The sequence below is a fragment of the Bacillus sp. JJ783 genome (assembly GCF_036963225.1).
Taxonomy (GTDB): domain Bacteria; phylum Bacillota; class Bacilli; order Bacillales; family Bacillaceae_G; genus Bacillus_A; species Bacillus_A cereus_U.
In genome coordinates this window covers 1-15,558 of record NZ_JBALMG010000142.1, presented here as the reverse complement: position 1 = coordinate 15,558, position 15,558 = coordinate 1, and the positions used below count along the sequence as shown (strand labels likewise).

Below are 15,558 nucleotides of genomic sequence, written 5' to 3'. Positions count from 1 at the left end.
CAATCCATTCATTGAAACTAAATACATACCCGATGCTATATACACATATAAACTTAAATCAATCATTCTTGAATATTTATATAGAACTGCTACTATTAATATATTTGTTATTAACGCTGTTATAAAAATTAGAACTTGAGGATCATCCGTATACACTTTTAATATCATTTGTAAAATACTAAACCCAACATCCTTACTACTTTGAATATACCCCCAATTGAAATCAGTAACTTTAAAAGCATGCATATAAAAATACGTATCACCAATATTATTTCTAAAACCAGATACTAATACAAGAGAGGTAGTCGCCATTAAAATCAATAATCGATTCGGCTTTAACATCACAATTCCTGTAGTTACCGGCATAGCAAAATACCTTGCAAAAAATGCGAGTATGAATACGATAAAAAGATTCATCCAAAGTATAGTCATTATTATGTCCTCTCATTTACTTACTAAGTAAATCCCTATATATTTACTTCCATTCTTGTTTTCATTGTAATGTAACTATAAAGAATAATCCCAAATGGTAATGCACAAATCGTCAGACCTTTGCATGGCGACTCTTGTATAAATCTTTTATTTCTCGCCATGAAGCTGCTGGATACATAATGTACAGCTTGCCTATACTTGAATACTCGATTAGTAAATGGTAATTTCATAAGTTCCTTACGATAAAAAGCAAAACCTCTTGGATTTTTACGATATTGATTTAGCATATTCATTGATGAACCATCAGGCATATATTCAACATAGCAAAGAGCTTCATTCATCAGTAACATCTCATATTTCTGATCCAACATATAATATTTATATGCTAAACCTACATACTTCTCATTTTTAAAAATCGGATATGGATACTTCTTTGTTAGTTCTGTACGATATACTAATTTCTTATCTCCAGTTACACCATGTTTATTGTAGAGATTAAAAAGTGTAGAACGCTTAAGATTTAATGGTAATTTTGAACCAATTACTTTCTCATCTTTATATAAATCAAGAGCGATTATCCCACTTACTTGTTCATTTCCGTTTTCATTCCAAAAAGTAATGATTTTCTCTACGGCATCACTGGGCATTGAATCATCTGAATCAATACATACATTGAGTTCTGTATCAATCATTTCATAAGCTGTATTATGAGCACCATGCATCCCTTGATTTGGTTGCCAATAATACCCTATGTCTATGTAATCTTCAGAAATCCAAGAATGTACTAACTCCTTTGTATTATCATCAGATCCATCATCTATAATAAGCCATATAAAATCTTTACACGTTTGCTCCTTCAAGCTTTCATAACATCCCTGAAGACAATACGCTCTATTATATGTAGGGGTAAAAATAGTTAGTTTTTTCAATTTTCTCACCTCGATACTGCTACATAGAATTTTTGAGTGAAACCAGTAATATTTTTTATATCGTATCCTTTTTCAGCTAACGTAAATTGTGCAATGCTCCGCGATATCTTCCTATCCGCTATACTTTGTAATTTCCCTATCCACTCTCTTACATCTAACAAAGAGCACTGTTCAACTAAATTCAAACCCAGATCTACATCTTGCGTAATATTGTCCGATATAACACACGGTAGACCTGCTCCTTGTGCTTCAATAAGAGTAACTGGTAATCCTTCATAAATAGATGGAAATACAAATACATCAACCGCCTGTAATAAACGATTAATATCACTACGTATTCCTAGAAACTTAACCCTATTTGTTAGATTTAGTTTCTCTATTTTCTTCTCCATTTCTACCCGAAGTGGTCCATCTCCTACTAACAAAAGAATAGATTTCGGTCGAGATTCTATTAATTGAGCAAAAATGTCTATTAGAAAAGTATGATTTTTAGGATATGCAAATCTTCCGACATGTCCAATCACAAAGGCATCCTCATGAAGTTTCAGTTCTTTTCTTACTTGTTCTCTAATTTCTGAAGAAAATGCAAACTTAGCACATTCAATTCCATTTTTTAAAATTTCAGTTATACTTGCTCTATCAGGAAACAACCATTGCGCTGCAGCTATTGAACATGCTAAAAAATGTGTTGCACACGGTATAATAAATGCACCTGCATACCATTTATATACCTTTGCTATAGTCCCACCCTCACTACTTGTACTATGACTGTGAGCAATCCTAACCGGTATTCCCGCCTTCTTAGCAGAACGAAGTACAAATCCGCTCATTTTATCCATGTGTGAATGTACAATTCTATATTCTTGATGAGAGGTAAAGAAAGCATCCAGTGCCTTTATATATCCTCTATGTCCAACGTTTGTGATATATGGAATTCTATGAATTTCCCCGCCTAACTTTACTATTTCTTCATCAAACACTCCTTCTTTACACGTTAAAAAATCAAATTGAACTTTGGAACGATCTATATTGCGATATAAATTCATAATTAGCGTTTCGGCGCCGCCTCTATTCATATTTACGACTACGTGTAATACTCTTAATGGAGTACCCACCTTAACTCCTCCATTTCACCCATGAATGTTGTATAAATTTCTTGTTTCTCTTTTAACACTTCATTGACTGAATATTGATTTTTAATACTAGTACATCCATACTGCCCCATCTGAGCTAATACTTTAGGATTTATAGAAATACCCTTTATCCTGTCAGCCATGGCTTTTATATCATCACGATCTACAATCCAACCATTTTTATTATTAATAATCAATTCCCTATGTCCCCGGTTATCAGTAGCTACAACCGGAAGTCCACAAGCCATGGCCTCCATAATATTAACTGGCAAACCCTCCCTGTAACTGGATGCAACCGCAAGATTACACATCTGTAGTAAGGAAGCTATATCATTTCTGTAACCGAGAAAATGAACCATGTTAGTCACTCCTAGTTGAGTAGCTATTTTTTTACACTCTTCTATTAACGGACCTTCTCCAGCCAGCAAAAGCTTCGCATGTGGCATTTCATTTTTCAATTGTGCTAATACACGGATTAAAAAGCTTTGATTTTTATTCTTATTAAATTCAGCAGCATAAAACATTAAAAAATCTTGTGATTTATAGCCACATTGTAGCTTTAATTCTCGTTTCTCAATTTCAGTTACAGAAGTAAACCGTTGTACATCTATTCCTACACCGTGAACTAGCTTAATATCTTTCACTGGAAAGCGATGTTTAACTGCTAAATCATAATCTTCTTGGTTAATTGTTATTAAGCAATCCGTATGAGAAGCTAGAATTCTTTCAATCGGATAATAGAGTAACCAATTCATATACGGTGATCCTTTACAAAAATGAAATCCATGTGCTGTATATACGACTTTCGTTCCTTGCTGCCTTGCTTTTCGAGCAGCTAAACGAGCAATTACTCCTCCCATGGGCGTATGACAATGAATGATATTATATTTATTTTGATGAATAATTGATTTTAGTTTTTTATATGCGTGGAGGTTTTGTATGCTAAGAGGTGATCTTTGAATAGGAATATTATATTTTTGAGTTACGTACGGAAGATGTATATTCCCATTCGCTGCAACATGTACTTCCCATCCTTGGTCTGCAAACCATTTCAAATATGGTAAATGAAAAGCTTTAAAATGATAATCCACAGTTGCACAAAACAGAACTTTTTTAGACACCATCCCACGCACCCGTCTTATAATAAATTTTTTCTATTAACCAGATACCGGTATTAATAGTTTTAAAGTTTTACGCTTATTCACTAAGTTTAACAATCTCTTTCTTAATTCTACTTCGTTTAAATCTGTATAATTTGAAATAAACTCTTCTATTTCTTCTATACGAACATTCATTTCTTGTCCTACGTAAATCCTCGGATGAATTTGCTTTTCATTCATTTCATCTTCTTTTAGTAATTCTTCAAAAAGTTTCTCCCCTGGGCGTATACCAGTAAATTCTATTCCTATTTCATCCACAGAATTTCCTGATAATCGAATAAGATTTTTGGCAAGGTCGACAATTTTTACTGGTTCTCCCATGTCTAAAACAAAAATCTCTCCACCTTTAGCTAAAGCACCAGCTTGCACTACAAGTCTTGATGCTTCCGGGATTGTCATAAAATACCTAATCATATCTGGATGAGTAACTGTAACTGGTCCACCGTTTTGTATTTGCTTCTTAAACAAAGGAATAACACTGCCTCTACTTCCTAAGACATTCCCAAATCGTACAGTAACAAACTTTGTATGACTTATTTTATCTTTATTTTGAATAACCATCTCCGCCAATTTTTTCGTTGCTCCCATAACACTCGTCGGGTTCACTGCTTTATCCGAAGAAATCATGACAAATGTTCCCACTCCATGCGCTCTCGCTGCCTCTGCTATATTCATAGTCCCAATCAAATTATTTTTAACAGCCTCTTCAGGATTATTCTCCATTAGTGGTACATGTTTATGTGCAGCTGCATGATATACAACATTCGGAAGATGTTTGCTCATAATTAATTGCATCTTCTTTTCATCTTGTATATCTGCGATTTCAGGAATAAACGTGCCTTTCACATCTCCATATTTTCTATTTAATTCCATTTCTATAGAATAAATACTGTTCTCCCCATGCCCTAGTAAAATCAACTTTTTTGGCCTGAATTTTGCAATTTGTCTACAGATTTCCGAACCAATCGAACCTCCTGCACCAGTAACTAAAATGACTTTGTCAGTTATATAATCTGAAATAACATCCACATCAAGTTCTATAGGATCGCGCCCTAATAAATCTTCTACTTGAACATCCCTGAATTCATTCACCGAAACTTTACCCGTTACTAAGTCTTCTAACATCGGAAGAATTTGAGTTTTCACTTCTGTTTTTAAACATCTTTTCAAAATAACATTTTGCTCTCTTTTGTTTAATGAGGGAATTGCTAAAATTATTATTTCAATATTCAGATTTTTAATGACGTACTCAATTTGATTAATACCACCAATTACTGGAATACCCCAAATATCAAGGTTATGTTTTTTTACATTATCATCCATAAATGCGACTGGTATTAATTCGGCAGCACTATTCTTTAACAACTGTCTTGCAACCATTGTCCCAGCTGAACCAGCACCAACAATTAAAGTTCTTTTTTTTTCACCATTTTTCACATAATAAGTATCTCTATACATTCTCCACATAAAACGCGAACCACCAATTAATAAAATATGAATCATCCAAGTTACAACTAACAATCGAAAATACATTTTTTGCATGATTAGTTGTTGCACAACCGCTGTAGTGATAATAGAAAATGTAACAACTTTGCATATAATGAGTAGTTCACCTATACTTGCGTATTCCCAAGCTTTTTTGTATAACTTATAAACAAAAGCAAACAAATGATGACCTAATAATAAAGTGATAGAACTAATAACTGATGATAAAGTGATAACACTGAAGCTAGCATTTACAAAGAAATAACTAAAAAAAATTGCACCTAATACAATCAGTGAATCCATTAAAAGCAATAGCGATATCCTCCGTCGATACGTCATATTACTTCCCCCTTTAATCAATTCCTTACATAACTCTTCCCAATTTATTTCAAAAATAAAGTTTGTAGCTATATTCTCTTTACTAAAAACACATAGCTACAAACTTTAATAAAAATGGGCATCTAACCCTCCCTCACATTACGCTCTTGATGACTCGCATCTAAGGTTGTTTTCACACCCCACAGCATAATCGAGTGCCTCCGTTGATAGCGGTAAGGAGACATCACCACATCGTAGCCCTTCAAAAAATTCTTTATAAAGAACATCTTCATATACGAATCTTAAATTTATTTTTCTAAAGTACATTTATATTATTCATACTTTTCCATTCAAAATCGCACCTAATATCCTACTTTTCGTAAAACTTAACGCTCTTTTCGTTTCAAGCGCATCTTCGTTCACAGTACGATTATAACGAATCACCAATAATACTCCTTCACACTTATCAGCTAATACACTTGTATCTGTTACTTCTAATACAGGAGAAGAATCAAATAATATGATGTCGTACCGTCCCATCGCCTTTTGAATTAACATATCCATTACATCTGAACTAATTACTTCAGATGGATTGAATGGTATCGGTCCGCTAGTTAATACATCCAGACTTTCCATCTCTGTTTTTTTCACAGCACCCTCTAAAGTTGTTTTTCCGCTCAATATATCAGTTAATCCAATTGTATTTTCTACTCCGAACATTTCATGAATCGTTGGTGTTCGTAAATTTGCATCTATTACCAATACTTTTTCACCTTTTTGTGCTATCGAGACTGCTAAATTAACTGTAATCGTTGATTTTCCTTCACCGTACCTCGGAGAAGTAATAACTATAGTTCTGCTTTTATGAATAGACGAAGATAATTGAATATTTGTTCTAATCGAACGATACTGCTCTGAAATTTTCGATCTTGGAGCGGTATGTACAATTATACTTTCTCCTTTAACTTTATTTGTTTTTCGTCTATTTTTGTAACCCACTCCGTTTCCTCCTTCAATGACAACGTATTCTTTTCACTATATTTGTCTTTCTTATTTTTCTTACTCATTTTAGAAATTCCACCTAAAACCGGGATATCTAATAATTGCTCAATGCGTCTTTCCGTTTTGATTGTCTCATCGAGAGAGTCCAATAAAAAAATAAAACCGATACTTAGCACCATACCTATAAGGAATGCAATTGCAATCGTCTTAGAATGATTTACATTGATAGGCATTGAATGTTTTTGAACCGGATCTTCTGGTAATATACTCACATTATTAAAATTCAATATAGTAGCTACTTCTTTCTTATAAACAGCCGCTGTAGTATTTGCAATTTTATGCGCAAGCACAGGATCCATATCCACTACATTTATCTTCATAATCTGGGAGCCTTGTACACTTTCTGCACTTATTTGCCCACTTAATGCACCTGCAGATCTGTTAATATTCAATTCAGCAGCTACTTTTTCTAATATTACAGGCTCATTTACCATTGCTTTCAGTGTATTCATAGTTTCAGCGTTAGCTTGGACAATAAGTCTTGCCGAGGAGGCATATAATGGCGTTTTTACATACATACTATAAATCGCTCCTCCTAATGTTGTAAAAGTTGTAAATAATAGAATTATCCAAATTTTCTTCCGTATAATAGTAAATAGATTTTTCAAATTTATTTCCTTATCCATAACTTTCCTCCTCATTTAAAACCAATGAGCTTCAAATTGAAATTGGCATCTAAAACTTAAGAAAAAATAATATCTTCATTCTTTTAAATATACAAACATTTCTAGTTAATGCCATTTTAGTTCTTTATACAGAACGCGTCAACACAAATTATTTTCACTAAATTACTTCCTGATGACACTAAAAATATTACGACAACATTCGTGTTTTTTCACTGTAGATAAATGACGAAAACGCCCTAATACCGTAGTATTAGGGCGTTATTCTCTCTTAGTATAGAGACATATATTGATCGCGTTCCCATTGGTGAACTTGCGTTCTAAAGATATCCCACTCAATCTCTTTCGCTTCGATAAAGTGCTCAAGTAAATGATCTCCTAGCGCACCGCATACTACTTCATTAGATTGTAATGTAACTAATGCTTGCGCTAATGTTGCTGGTAAGTCAACAATACCCGCTTCTTCGCGCTCTTCTTTTGTCATTACATAAATGTTACGGTCTACTGCAGCTGGTGGAGTTAATTTGTTTTTAATTCCGTCAAGACCTGCTGCTAATAATGTAGCCATTACTAAATATGGGTTTGCAGCTGGGTCAACACTACGTACTTCTACGCGTGTACTAATTCCACGAGATGCAGGGATACGTACTAATGGGCTACGGTTTTGTGCAGACCATGCTACGTAACAAGGAGCTTCGTATCCAGGTACTAAACGTTTGTAAGAGTTTACAGTTGGGTTTGCTACCGCTGTAAATGCTGGTGCATGTTTTAAAATACCCGCGATGAAGTGACGAGCATCATCACTTAATTGTAAGTCTCCGTTTTGATCGAAGAATACGTTCTCACCATTTTTAAATAATGATAAGTTACAGTGCATACCTGAACCGTTCACACCGTATAATGGTTTCGGCATAAATGTTGCATGTAAGCCATGTTTACGAGCAATTGTTTTTACAACAAGTTTGAATGTTTGAATGTCATCACATGAGCGAATTGCATTTGCATATTTAAAGTCAATTTCGTGTTGACCTGGTGCAACCTCATGGTGAGACGCTTCAATTTCAAAGCCCATTTCTTCAAGCTCAAGAACGATATCACGACGACAGTTTTCCCCTAGATCCATCGGCGCAAGGTCGAAGTATCCACCGTTATCGTTTAATTCTAATGTTGGATTTCCTTTTTCATCAACTTTAAATAGGAAGAATTCTGGCTCTGGTCCAAGATTGAAATCTGAGAATCCTAATGCTTCCATTTCTTTTAACACACGCTTTAAGTTGTTACGTGGGTCGCCATCAAATGGATCACCAGCTGCAGTGTAAATATCACAGATCAAACGAGCTACTTTACCTTTTTCAGCTGTCCAAGGGAAAATTACCCAAGTATCTAAATCTGGATATAAATACATATCAGATTCTTCAATACGTACGAAACCTTCGATAGAAGATCCATCAAACATCATTTTGTTATCAAGAGCTTTTGTTAATTGGCTCACTGGAATTTCTACGTTTTTAATTACTCCTAAAAGGTCCGTAAATTGTAAACGGATATACTTTACATTCTCTTCTTTCGCCAAACGGAAAATATCTTCTCTTGTGTACCTAGCCATTATAAATTCCTCCTTAGTCCCTCTAAACACCTTCAGAATCAGTTATCTTTAGTGAAAAAATCTTGAAATATCACCTTGTCGCAATGAAGTTCGATTAAATCTACCTGTATGCTGTAGTTCATCTCGAAGTATTTTGCGAAGCTCAGTTTTCGAAATTTCTTTCGTTTCTTCTTTTACTTTCACTGCTTCTGTTTGATTTTCTTTCATTTGCAATACTTGTTTAATTCCGGCCATATTTAAGCCTTGATCTAACAAATCTTTAATTTCCAACAATTTATCTACATCGTTAAATGAAAATAATCTACGATTCCCTTTTGTACGGGTTGGAAAAATAAGATTATGCTCTTCATAGTAGCGAATTTGACGTGCAGATAATTGTGTTAAATCCATTACTATACCAATAGGAAACAGCGGGGCAGAACGTCTATCTTCTTTCATTGTTTCAGTTCCTCCTTCGCCTTAACTGCTTCTCATTTTATACCACGTTATGTTTAGTGTCAATAGATGTTAGCTTTTCTTACATGGTTTTTTTATAAATTTTTTCATTCTTTTTTCTAATGGCAGAAATCATTACTTTCACACGAAAAAAAGCTGTCGAAATCGACAGCTTCCCTTTAAGAAATTGTTAATAGATTTTTTTCAATTAACGCATCAATTGCAGAACAAATCGCAATTTTCACATGAGAATACGTCAATCCACCTTGTACGTACGCAACATATGGAGGACGAATCGGACCATCCGCAGATAATTCGATACTTGCGCCTTGAATAAATGTCCCAGCAGCCATAATTACATCATCTTCATATCCCGGCATATAGTTTGCATACGGAGTGAAATGAGAATTAATTGGAGATGCATATTGAATCGCTTGACAGAATGCAATCATACGATCTTTATCGTCAAATTGAACAGATTGAATTAAATCCGTTCTTGGTGCATTCCATGCCGGTGATGTATTCATCCCTAATTTCTCTAAAAATGCCGCCGTAAAAATAGCACCTTTCAGCGCTTGACCCGCAACATGCGGCGCTAAGAAGAAACCTTGATACATTTCTTGCAGACTGTATAAAGATGCCCCTGCTTCCGCACCAATCCCTGGAGATGTTAGACGATATGCACACGCTTCAACATACTGTTCTTTACCGACTATGTAACCACCCGTTTTAACAATTCCCCCGCCAGGATTCTTAATAAGAGAACCTGCCATTAAGTCCGCACCAACATGACATGGCTCGTTTTCTTCAATAAATTCGCCATAGCAGTTATCTACAAATACAATAACATCAGGTTTAATCTCTTTAACAAACGCAATCATCTCTTTAATTTGTGAAACTGTAAACGACGGACGAGTAGCATATCCTTTTGAACGTTGAATACCAATCATCTTCGTGTTACTACGGATCGCAGCTGCAACAGCTTCAAAGTCCACAAATCCCTCTTCAGTTAACGGAACTGCGTTATAACCAATATTATATTCTTTAAATGAGCCTACACCTTTTCCGCGCACACCAACGATTTCTTCTAACGTATCATACGGTTTCCCCGTTATGTATAGTAACTCATCTCCCGGACGTAAAATACCAAATAAAGCTGTTGAAATTGCATGAGTACCCGAAATAATTTGAGGACGAACAAGACCCGCTTCCGCTCCAAATACATCCGCATACACTTTCTCTAACGTGTCACGACCAATATCATCATACCCATAACCTGTCGTCGGAATAAAATGCGAATCACTAATTTTATGTTTACGAAAACTTTCTAGCACACGAAATTGATTACTCTCAATTACTTCATCCACACGTTTATGCACTTCTATAATTTGACTTTCTACTTCTTTTACGATTGGAGCAATTTTTTCTCCATTTTTCAAACGATCAAACATTATTATTTTCTCCTTCTTCCACTAAAAATCTCTTTAATTGCCCATTAAGCGATGAATGAGCAAATATATATCCTGTACAATCATATACAAATTTATCTTCTAGAAACTCCATTTTAGTTAATAACGTTTCCGTCTTTAAAAGCGTTAACAACCTACCTTCACTCGGAGGAATTTCCACTTGATAATCATCCATTTCTTCCTTCATCTTCATTTCTATCGCTTCTTTTATACGCAGTAAATCACTTTCTTCAAAAGCACTAGTCATTAAGAAATCACTTTTCGGAAATGGAATGAAGTTTTGATGCAATTCATCTTTTTTATTATATAACGTAATAATAGGAATACGATTAATTTCAAGGTCTGACAATAATTGTTTTACTGTCTGCTCATGCCCTACATAATTAGGATCTGCTGAATCAACAACATGTAAAATAACATCCGCTTCCCCAGCTTCTTCTAACGTAGATCGAAAAGCAGCGATTAGTGACGTAGGTAAATCTTGTATAAAACCAACCGTATCAGTCAAAAGTACTGTATAACCAGAAGGTAACGGCATTTTCCTTGTCGTCGGATCTAGCGTTGCAAACAATAAGTTTTCTTCAAACGTATCAGCTTCCGTTAATCTATTAAACAACGTAGATTTCCCTGCATTTGTATACCCAATTAACGAAATTTGAAATACTTTATTATCTTTCCTTCTCTCACGATATCTTTTCCGATGTTCTACAACAACCGCAAGTTGCTTCTTTATTTCATCAATACGTGATCGAATATGACGACGGTCCGTTTCGAGCTTCGTCTCTCCCGGCCCTCTCGTACCAATTCCACCACCAAGACGTGATAAAGACAAACCTTGCCCCATAAGGCGCGGCATTGTATATTGCAACTGAGCTAACTCTACTTGAAGCTTACCCTCTCTCGATTTCGCACGTTGCGCAAAAATATCTAGTATTAACTGCGTTCGGTCAATCACTCTCGCATCTAATACTGAAGATAAATTCCGAATTTGACTTGGTGTTAACTCATTATTAAAAATAATAACAGCCGGCTCTAACTCTTCCGTCATCGCAGCAAGCTCTTCTAGTTTACCTTTTCCTATATAAGTTGCAGGATGAAACTTCGGACGCTTTTGCGTCGTTGATACTAACACTTCCGCTCGCGCAGTCTTTGCTAGCGATGCCAGTTCTTTCATGGAATGCATAAATTTTTCATCATCATCTTGCGACAATTGACAGCCAACTAATATGACTTTTTCTTTTTCTTCCATCAAATATGTTCACTCATCCTTTTCGAAATTTAAACCTTCTAATATAATAGCAGAGGAAGCATATTTCATCTAGTTAGCGGGGGAGAAAATTCATGGCATGGGAGATTTTTAGCATCATAGGCACAATCGCCTTCGCACTAAGCGGAGCCATTGTTGCAATGGAAGAAGATTATGATATTTTCGGGGTATATATTTTAGGAATGGCAACCGCATTTGGGGGAGGTGCCCTTCGTAATTTATTAATCGGTTATCCAATCATCGCATTTTGGCAACAAGACATGTTATTCCAAATCGCACTATTATCAATGACGATTATTTTTCTTTTTCCAAATAAATTAATTAGACATTGGAAAAAGTGGGAAAACATCACGGACGCCATCGGTTTATCAGCATTCGCTGTACAAGGAGCACTATATGCTCAAAAACTAGATTTACCAATCAGCGCTACAATCGTAGCTGCTGTTTTAACAGGCATCGGCGGCGGTATTATTCGCGACCTTTTAGCTCGCAGAAAACCTCTTGTCCTTCGAGCTGACGTATATGCGTTTTGGACGATTTTAGCAGGGTTCTTAATTGGCGCTAAAATTATCGTTAGCGATTGGGCTCTATACACCTTATTCATTTTAATTGTTTGCTTCCGCATGATTTCTATTCATTACAAATGGCATTTACCGCATAGACGTATTGATACAAAGGAACGTTCAATGCATAAATAGCGCTCTAACCTCTTTACATATCGTAAAGAGGTTTTTCTTTTCTAACGAGTTTTTCTTTACATAATGTTCATACTAACTTTTAAAGCGAGGTGAATACAAATGACAAACCATGTTAATAAAGGTGCTCAAAAAAGCTCAGTAGACCAAATTACACACGATCCTAATTCAGCACACGAAAAAAGCGCTAAAATGGAACGCTTCCATAAATCTTACCAAGAAAAAGCGAAAAAAGAGTAACGTACTTATACATCAAAAAACAGACGCACAGTTTACGTACTGTGCGTCTCCTCTTCAAGCATCAAATCCATACTTGATATCCCAATTAAATCATATTTATCATACGTATCCTCTTGTAACAATCGCATAGCTTGTGTGCGAATTGATTTTTCAACAATATTCCGTACGTAGCGCCCATTACTAAACGATGTAATTTGTGACGAATACTTTACCGCGTGTAAATGGTCTCTAAATTTCCACTCTGCTTCTTTCGACAACTGATATTCACGTTCTTCATACATTCTCTTTCCAATTTCCAACAACTGATTTACCGAGTAATCCGCAAATTCAATAATAAACGGAAAACGAGATTGTAATCCTGGGTTTAATGAAAGAAAATGATTCATCTCTCTTGAATATCCAGCTAAAATTAATACAAAACCGTGCTGCTTATCTTCCATATGCTTCACAAGTGTATCAATAGCTTCCTTCCCAAAATCCTTCTCTCCACCCCGCGCTAATGAATACGCCTCATCAATAAATAAAATCCCTCCCATAGCCTTCTTTATTAAATCCCTTGTCTTTTGTGCTGTATGTCCGATATACTCACCTACAAGATCAGCACGTTCAGCTTCAACTAAATGCCCCTTCGATAAAATATTCATCTCAAACAACAATTTCCCTATCATTCTAGCAACGGTTGTCTTCCCAGTACCCGGATTTCCCCTAAATAACATGTGAAGCACTTGCTTCTCAGACTTCAATCCCACCTCTTGCCTTTTTTTATTTACATAAATCCAAGCATAAATTTCTTTTATTATCTTTTTTATATCATCCATCCCAACAAGTTTTCCCATCTCTTCTTCAATTCTCTGCAACATCTCATGTTTAGTAGTGGTTTCACTTGAAATTACCGTTTTATTTTCTGATGCCGGTAACGAAATTTTCTTTCGATGGTTTAATACAATATTAATTTGATTGTTATTTTTCTTACGCATCGATTGTTCCATACAATCACCTCATTTTATCCACTCACCAAATATTATTATTCCAGTCCCTCTTGCAAATGCCTATTTTCAGAAAAGTTTGCTATAATATAAGAAATAATCAAGGTGGTGGGACTATGGAAACAACGGAATTCCATGATACAATACAAGCCTTTTCTATTTTTTTATTGAATAAAGGCCGAAAGTCTTCAACCATTAAACGTTATGTTTATGACATTGAAGATTTTGGACATTGGTTAGAAAAAAACAAAAAGCTCCCTTCCAGTAATATATGGGCAACACTTTGTACAAAAGACTATGAAGATTACTTTTCAGACTTAAAAAAGAATCGACACTACTCTGAGAAAACAATGCATCGTGTATTTATTGTATTAAATAGAATGCATCATTTTCTTAACATTCCAAATCCATTAAAGAATATGGAAATTACTATTCAACCAAACCGCGCATTGCGTAATGAAGATTTCATTTCATCCGATGAAGAAAAAAGATTAAAGCATATAGTCACTTCATTAGAAGGACTTTCAGAAAAACAACGTCCTGTTCGTCCGTTATTAATGGATCGTAATATTGCCATTTTAAGTCTATTAATCGACTACGGACTATCCTTACAAGAACTTACAGCATTAACTATGCATCACGTTCATTTTGAAACTAATACACTTTCTATTCCAGCAACCGCAGGAGTAGAAAGAACAATCCCCTTAGCAACCGAAGACAAAAAACAACTGTACACATATTATAAAAGTATTCCAGAACCAGTTCGTCCTAAATACCATAGTAATGACCCGTTGTTTGTTGCATTCGATTTTAACCGCGGAACATACAGATGGGTATATGAAAACGACGCACCAAAAGCACTAACAGAAATCGCTATTCAAAAAATGATCCGACTTGAAGTAGCAAGAGCGAATTTACGTAAAGGCATTTCTGGACAGCATTTCCGGAACACGTTTATTTTACGCCTAATAAAAAAACAAACCCCAGAGCCAGAGATCATAAAATTAGTTGGCTTCAAATCAAAAATTTCACTAAAACGGTATTATCAATATGCTGAAAATAAAAAAAACGCCCTATAATAAGGCGTTTTTTTATTTTTTTCTCGAAACAATCAATTTCATGATGACCATTTAACCATTCCCTGCATCTACTATGATGAGTTTCGTTCACATTCTTATTAGAAAGGAGAGATTTAATGTCTCGTTTTAACGACGATCAAAATAAATACTCCAATCCGTGCTTTCCAACTAGCGCTGGACGCATTCCAACTACCCCAACAATCCCAATTACTAAAGCGCAAATTAGAACATTCCGCGCAATCATTAACGATTTAATAAAAATAATCCCTAAACTTTTCGCCAATCCATCTCCCAAAAACATAGAGGATCTAATAGATACATTGCACCTACTAAGCAAATTCATCTGTTCACTAGACACCACTTCCGCTCTGAAAGCACAAGGATTAGCCATCATTAAAAACTTAATAACTATATTAAAAAATCCAACCTTCGTAGCAAGTGCTGTATTTATTGAACTTCAAAACCTAATTAATTATATACTATACATTACAAAGCTATTCCGAATTGACCCGTGTACACTCCAAGAACTCCTTAAACTAATAGCCGAATTACAAACTACCCTAGTTAATTCAGCTTCGTTCGGTCGAGGACCTACTGGACCTACTGGACCTAGAGGTAACACGGGCGCTACTGGTTCCA

Annotated in this window: 16 protein-coding genes; 4 read left to right on the top strand and 12 right to left on the bottom strand. The window is 35.2% G+C overall.

Annotated features, from left to right (window positions below):
* The 11 genes from V7038_RS24915 to hflX form a co-directional block, all read right to left on the bottom strand.
* Positions 1 to 432: EpsG family protein (locus V7038_RS24915; protein ID WP_335695795.1), on the bottom strand; the 432-nt coding region annotated here is incomplete at its 3' end.
* Between the two features lie 35 nt (positions 433 to 467).
* On the bottom strand, positions 468 to 1,361 hold the full coding sequence (locus V7038_RS24910; protein ID WP_070146834.1) for a glycosyltransferase family 2 protein: 894 nt from the start codon (positions 1,359 to 1,361) through the stop codon (positions 468 to 470).
* Positions 1,362 to 1,366: 5 nt separating this feature from the next.
* The gene (locus V7038_RS24905; RefSeq protein WP_070146835.1) at positions 1,367 to 2,476 is read right to left on the bottom strand and encodes a glycosyltransferase family 1 protein; all 1,110 of its coding nucleotides are present in this window, start codon (positions 2,474 to 2,476) and stop codon (positions 1,367 to 1,369) included.
* Entirely contained in the window at positions 2,461 to 3,618 is a 1,158-nt protein-coding gene (locus V7038_RS24900) for a glycosyltransferase family 4 protein (RefSeq protein ID WP_070146836.1), read from the bottom strand. The genes V7038_RS24905 and V7038_RS24900 overlap by 16 nt, the downstream gene beginning before the upstream one ends.
* Before the next feature lie 33 nt (positions 3,619 to 3,651).
* On the bottom strand, positions 3,652 to 5,478 hold the full coding sequence (locus V7038_RS24895; RefSeq protein WP_335695794.1) for a polysaccharide biosynthesis protein: 1,827 nt from the start codon (positions 5,476 to 5,478) through the stop codon (positions 3,652 to 3,654).
* A 315-nt stretch (positions 5,479 to 5,793) separates the two neighbouring features.
* Positions 5,794 to 6,456 (bottom strand): CpsD/CapB family tyrosine-protein kinase, encoded by a 663-nt coding sequence (locus V7038_RS24890; RefSeq protein WP_002111249.1) that lies wholly within the window; start codon positions 6,454 to 6,456, stop codon positions 5,794 to 5,796.
* Positions 6,405 to 7,145 (bottom strand): YveK family protein, encoded by a 741-nt coding sequence (locus V7038_RS24885; RefSeq protein WP_199661307.1) that lies wholly within the window; start codon positions 7,143 to 7,145, stop codon positions 6,405 to 6,407. Before V7038_RS24885 ends, V7038_RS24890 begins: the two co-directional genes overlap by 52 nt.
* A 268-nt stretch (positions 7,146 to 7,413) precedes the next feature.
* Complete coding sequence (glnA, locus tag V7038_RS24880; RefSeq protein ID WP_002111253.1) at positions 7,414 to 8,748, bottom strand: type I glutamate--ammonia ligase; 1,335 nt, start codon at positions 8,746 to 8,748, stop codon at positions 7,414 to 7,416.
* A gap of 48 nt (positions 8,749 to 8,796) precedes the next feature.
* Positions 8,797 to 9,186: a transcriptional repressor GlnR gene (gene glnR, locus V7038_RS24875; RefSeq protein ID WP_002111254.1), complete on the bottom strand. Its 390-nt coding sequence runs from the start codon at positions 9,184 to 9,186 to the stop codon at positions 8,797 to 8,799.
* A 176-nt stretch (positions 9,187 to 9,362) separates the two neighbouring features.
* Positions 9,363 to 10,634: an aminotransferase class I/II-fold pyridoxal phosphate-dependent enzyme gene (locus V7038_RS24870; protein WP_002111255.1), complete on the bottom strand. Its 1,272-nt coding sequence runs from the start codon at positions 10,632 to 10,634 to the stop codon at positions 9,363 to 9,365.
* Positions 10,627 to 11,901, bottom strand: a complete 1,275-nt coding sequence (gene hflX / locus V7038_RS24865) for a GTPase HflX (protein WP_002111256.1) — start codon at positions 11,899 to 11,901, stop codon at positions 10,627 to 10,629. Before hflX ends, V7038_RS24870 begins: the two co-directional genes overlap by 8 nt.
* Positions 11,902 to 11,993: 92 nt before the next feature.
* Here hflX and V7038_RS24860 point away from each other — a divergent pair, with 92 nt between their 5' ends.
* Both V7038_RS24860 and V7038_RS24855 read left to right on the top strand, forming a co-directional pair.
* Positions 11,994 to 12,617: a TRIC cation channel family protein gene (locus V7038_RS24860; RefSeq protein WP_199692750.1), complete on the top strand. Its 624-nt coding sequence runs from the start codon at positions 11,994 to 11,996 to the stop codon at positions 12,615 to 12,617.
* A gap of 99 nt (positions 12,618 to 12,716) precedes the next feature.
* A complete protein-coding gene (locus V7038_RS24855; RefSeq protein WP_002111258.1) occupies positions 12,717 to 12,854 on the top strand; it encodes a hypothetical protein in 138 nt (45 codons plus the stop codon).
* Between the two features lie 32 nt (positions 12,855 to 12,886).
* On the opposite strand, the gene spoVK is transcribed toward V7038_RS24855, so the two are convergent.
* Entirely contained in the window at positions 12,887 to 13,843 is a 957-nt protein-coding gene (gene spoVK / locus V7038_RS24850; RefSeq protein ID WP_002111259.1) for a stage V sporulation protein K, read from the bottom strand.
* Between the two features lie 113 nt (positions 13,844 to 13,956).
* Here spoVK and V7038_RS24845 point away from each other — a divergent pair, with 113 nt between their 5' ends.
* Both V7038_RS24845 and V7038_RS24840 read left to right on the top strand, forming a co-directional pair.
* Positions 13,957 to 14,919 (top strand): tyrosine-type recombinase/integrase, encoded by a 963-nt coding sequence (locus V7038_RS24845; protein WP_002111260.1) that lies wholly within the window; start codon positions 13,957 to 13,959, stop codon positions 14,917 to 14,919.
* Positions 14,920 to 15,035: 116 nt separating this feature from the next.
* On the top strand, positions 15,036 to 15,558 hold a 523-nt coding region (locus tag V7038_RS24840), incomplete at its 3' end, for a collagen-like repeat preface domain-containing protein (protein WP_335695793.1).

Bases quoted from the DNA above. Each gene is read 5' to 3' on its own strand.
- V7038_RS24900 (WP_070146836.1), bottom strand. From the start codon at position 3,618: ATGGTGTCTAAAAAAGTTCTGTTTTGTGCAACTGTGGATTATCATTTT.
- V7038_RS24895 (WP_335695794.1), bottom strand. From the start codon at position 5,478: ATGACGTATCGACGGAGGATATCGCTATTGCTTTTAATGGATTCACTG.
- V7038_RS24885 (WP_199661307.1), bottom strand. From the start codon at position 7,145: ATGGATAAGGAAATAAATTTGAAAAATCTATTTACTATTATACGGAAG.
- glnA (WP_002111253.1), bottom strand. From the start codon at position 8,748: ATGGCTAGGTACACAAGAGAAGATATTTTCCGTTTGGCGAAAGAAGAG.
- glnR (WP_002111254.1), bottom strand. From the start codon at position 9,186: ATGAAAGAAGATAGACGTTCTGCCCCGCTGTTTCCTATTGGTATAGTA.
- V7038_RS24870 (WP_002111255.1), bottom strand. From the start codon at position 10,634: ATGTTTGATCGTTTGAAAAATGGAGAAAAAATTGCTCCAATCGTAAAA.
- hflX (WP_002111256.1), bottom strand. From the start codon at position 11,901: ATGGAAGAAAAAGAAAAAGTCATATTAGTTGGCTGTCAATTGTCGCAA.
- V7038_RS24860 (WP_199692750.1), top strand. From the start codon at position 11,994: ATGGCATGGGAGATTTTTAGCATCATAGGCACAATCGCCTTCGCACTA.
- V7038_RS24855 (WP_002111258.1), top strand. From the start codon at position 12,717: ATGACAAACCATGTTAATAAAGGTGCTCAAAAAAGCTCAGTAGACCAA.
- spoVK (WP_002111259.1), bottom strand. From the start codon at position 13,843: ATGGAACAATCGATGCGTAAGAAAAATAACAATCAAATTAATATTGTA.
- V7038_RS24845 (WP_002111260.1), top strand. From the start codon at position 13,957: ATGGAAACAACGGAATTCCATGATACAATACAAGCCTTTTCTATTTTT.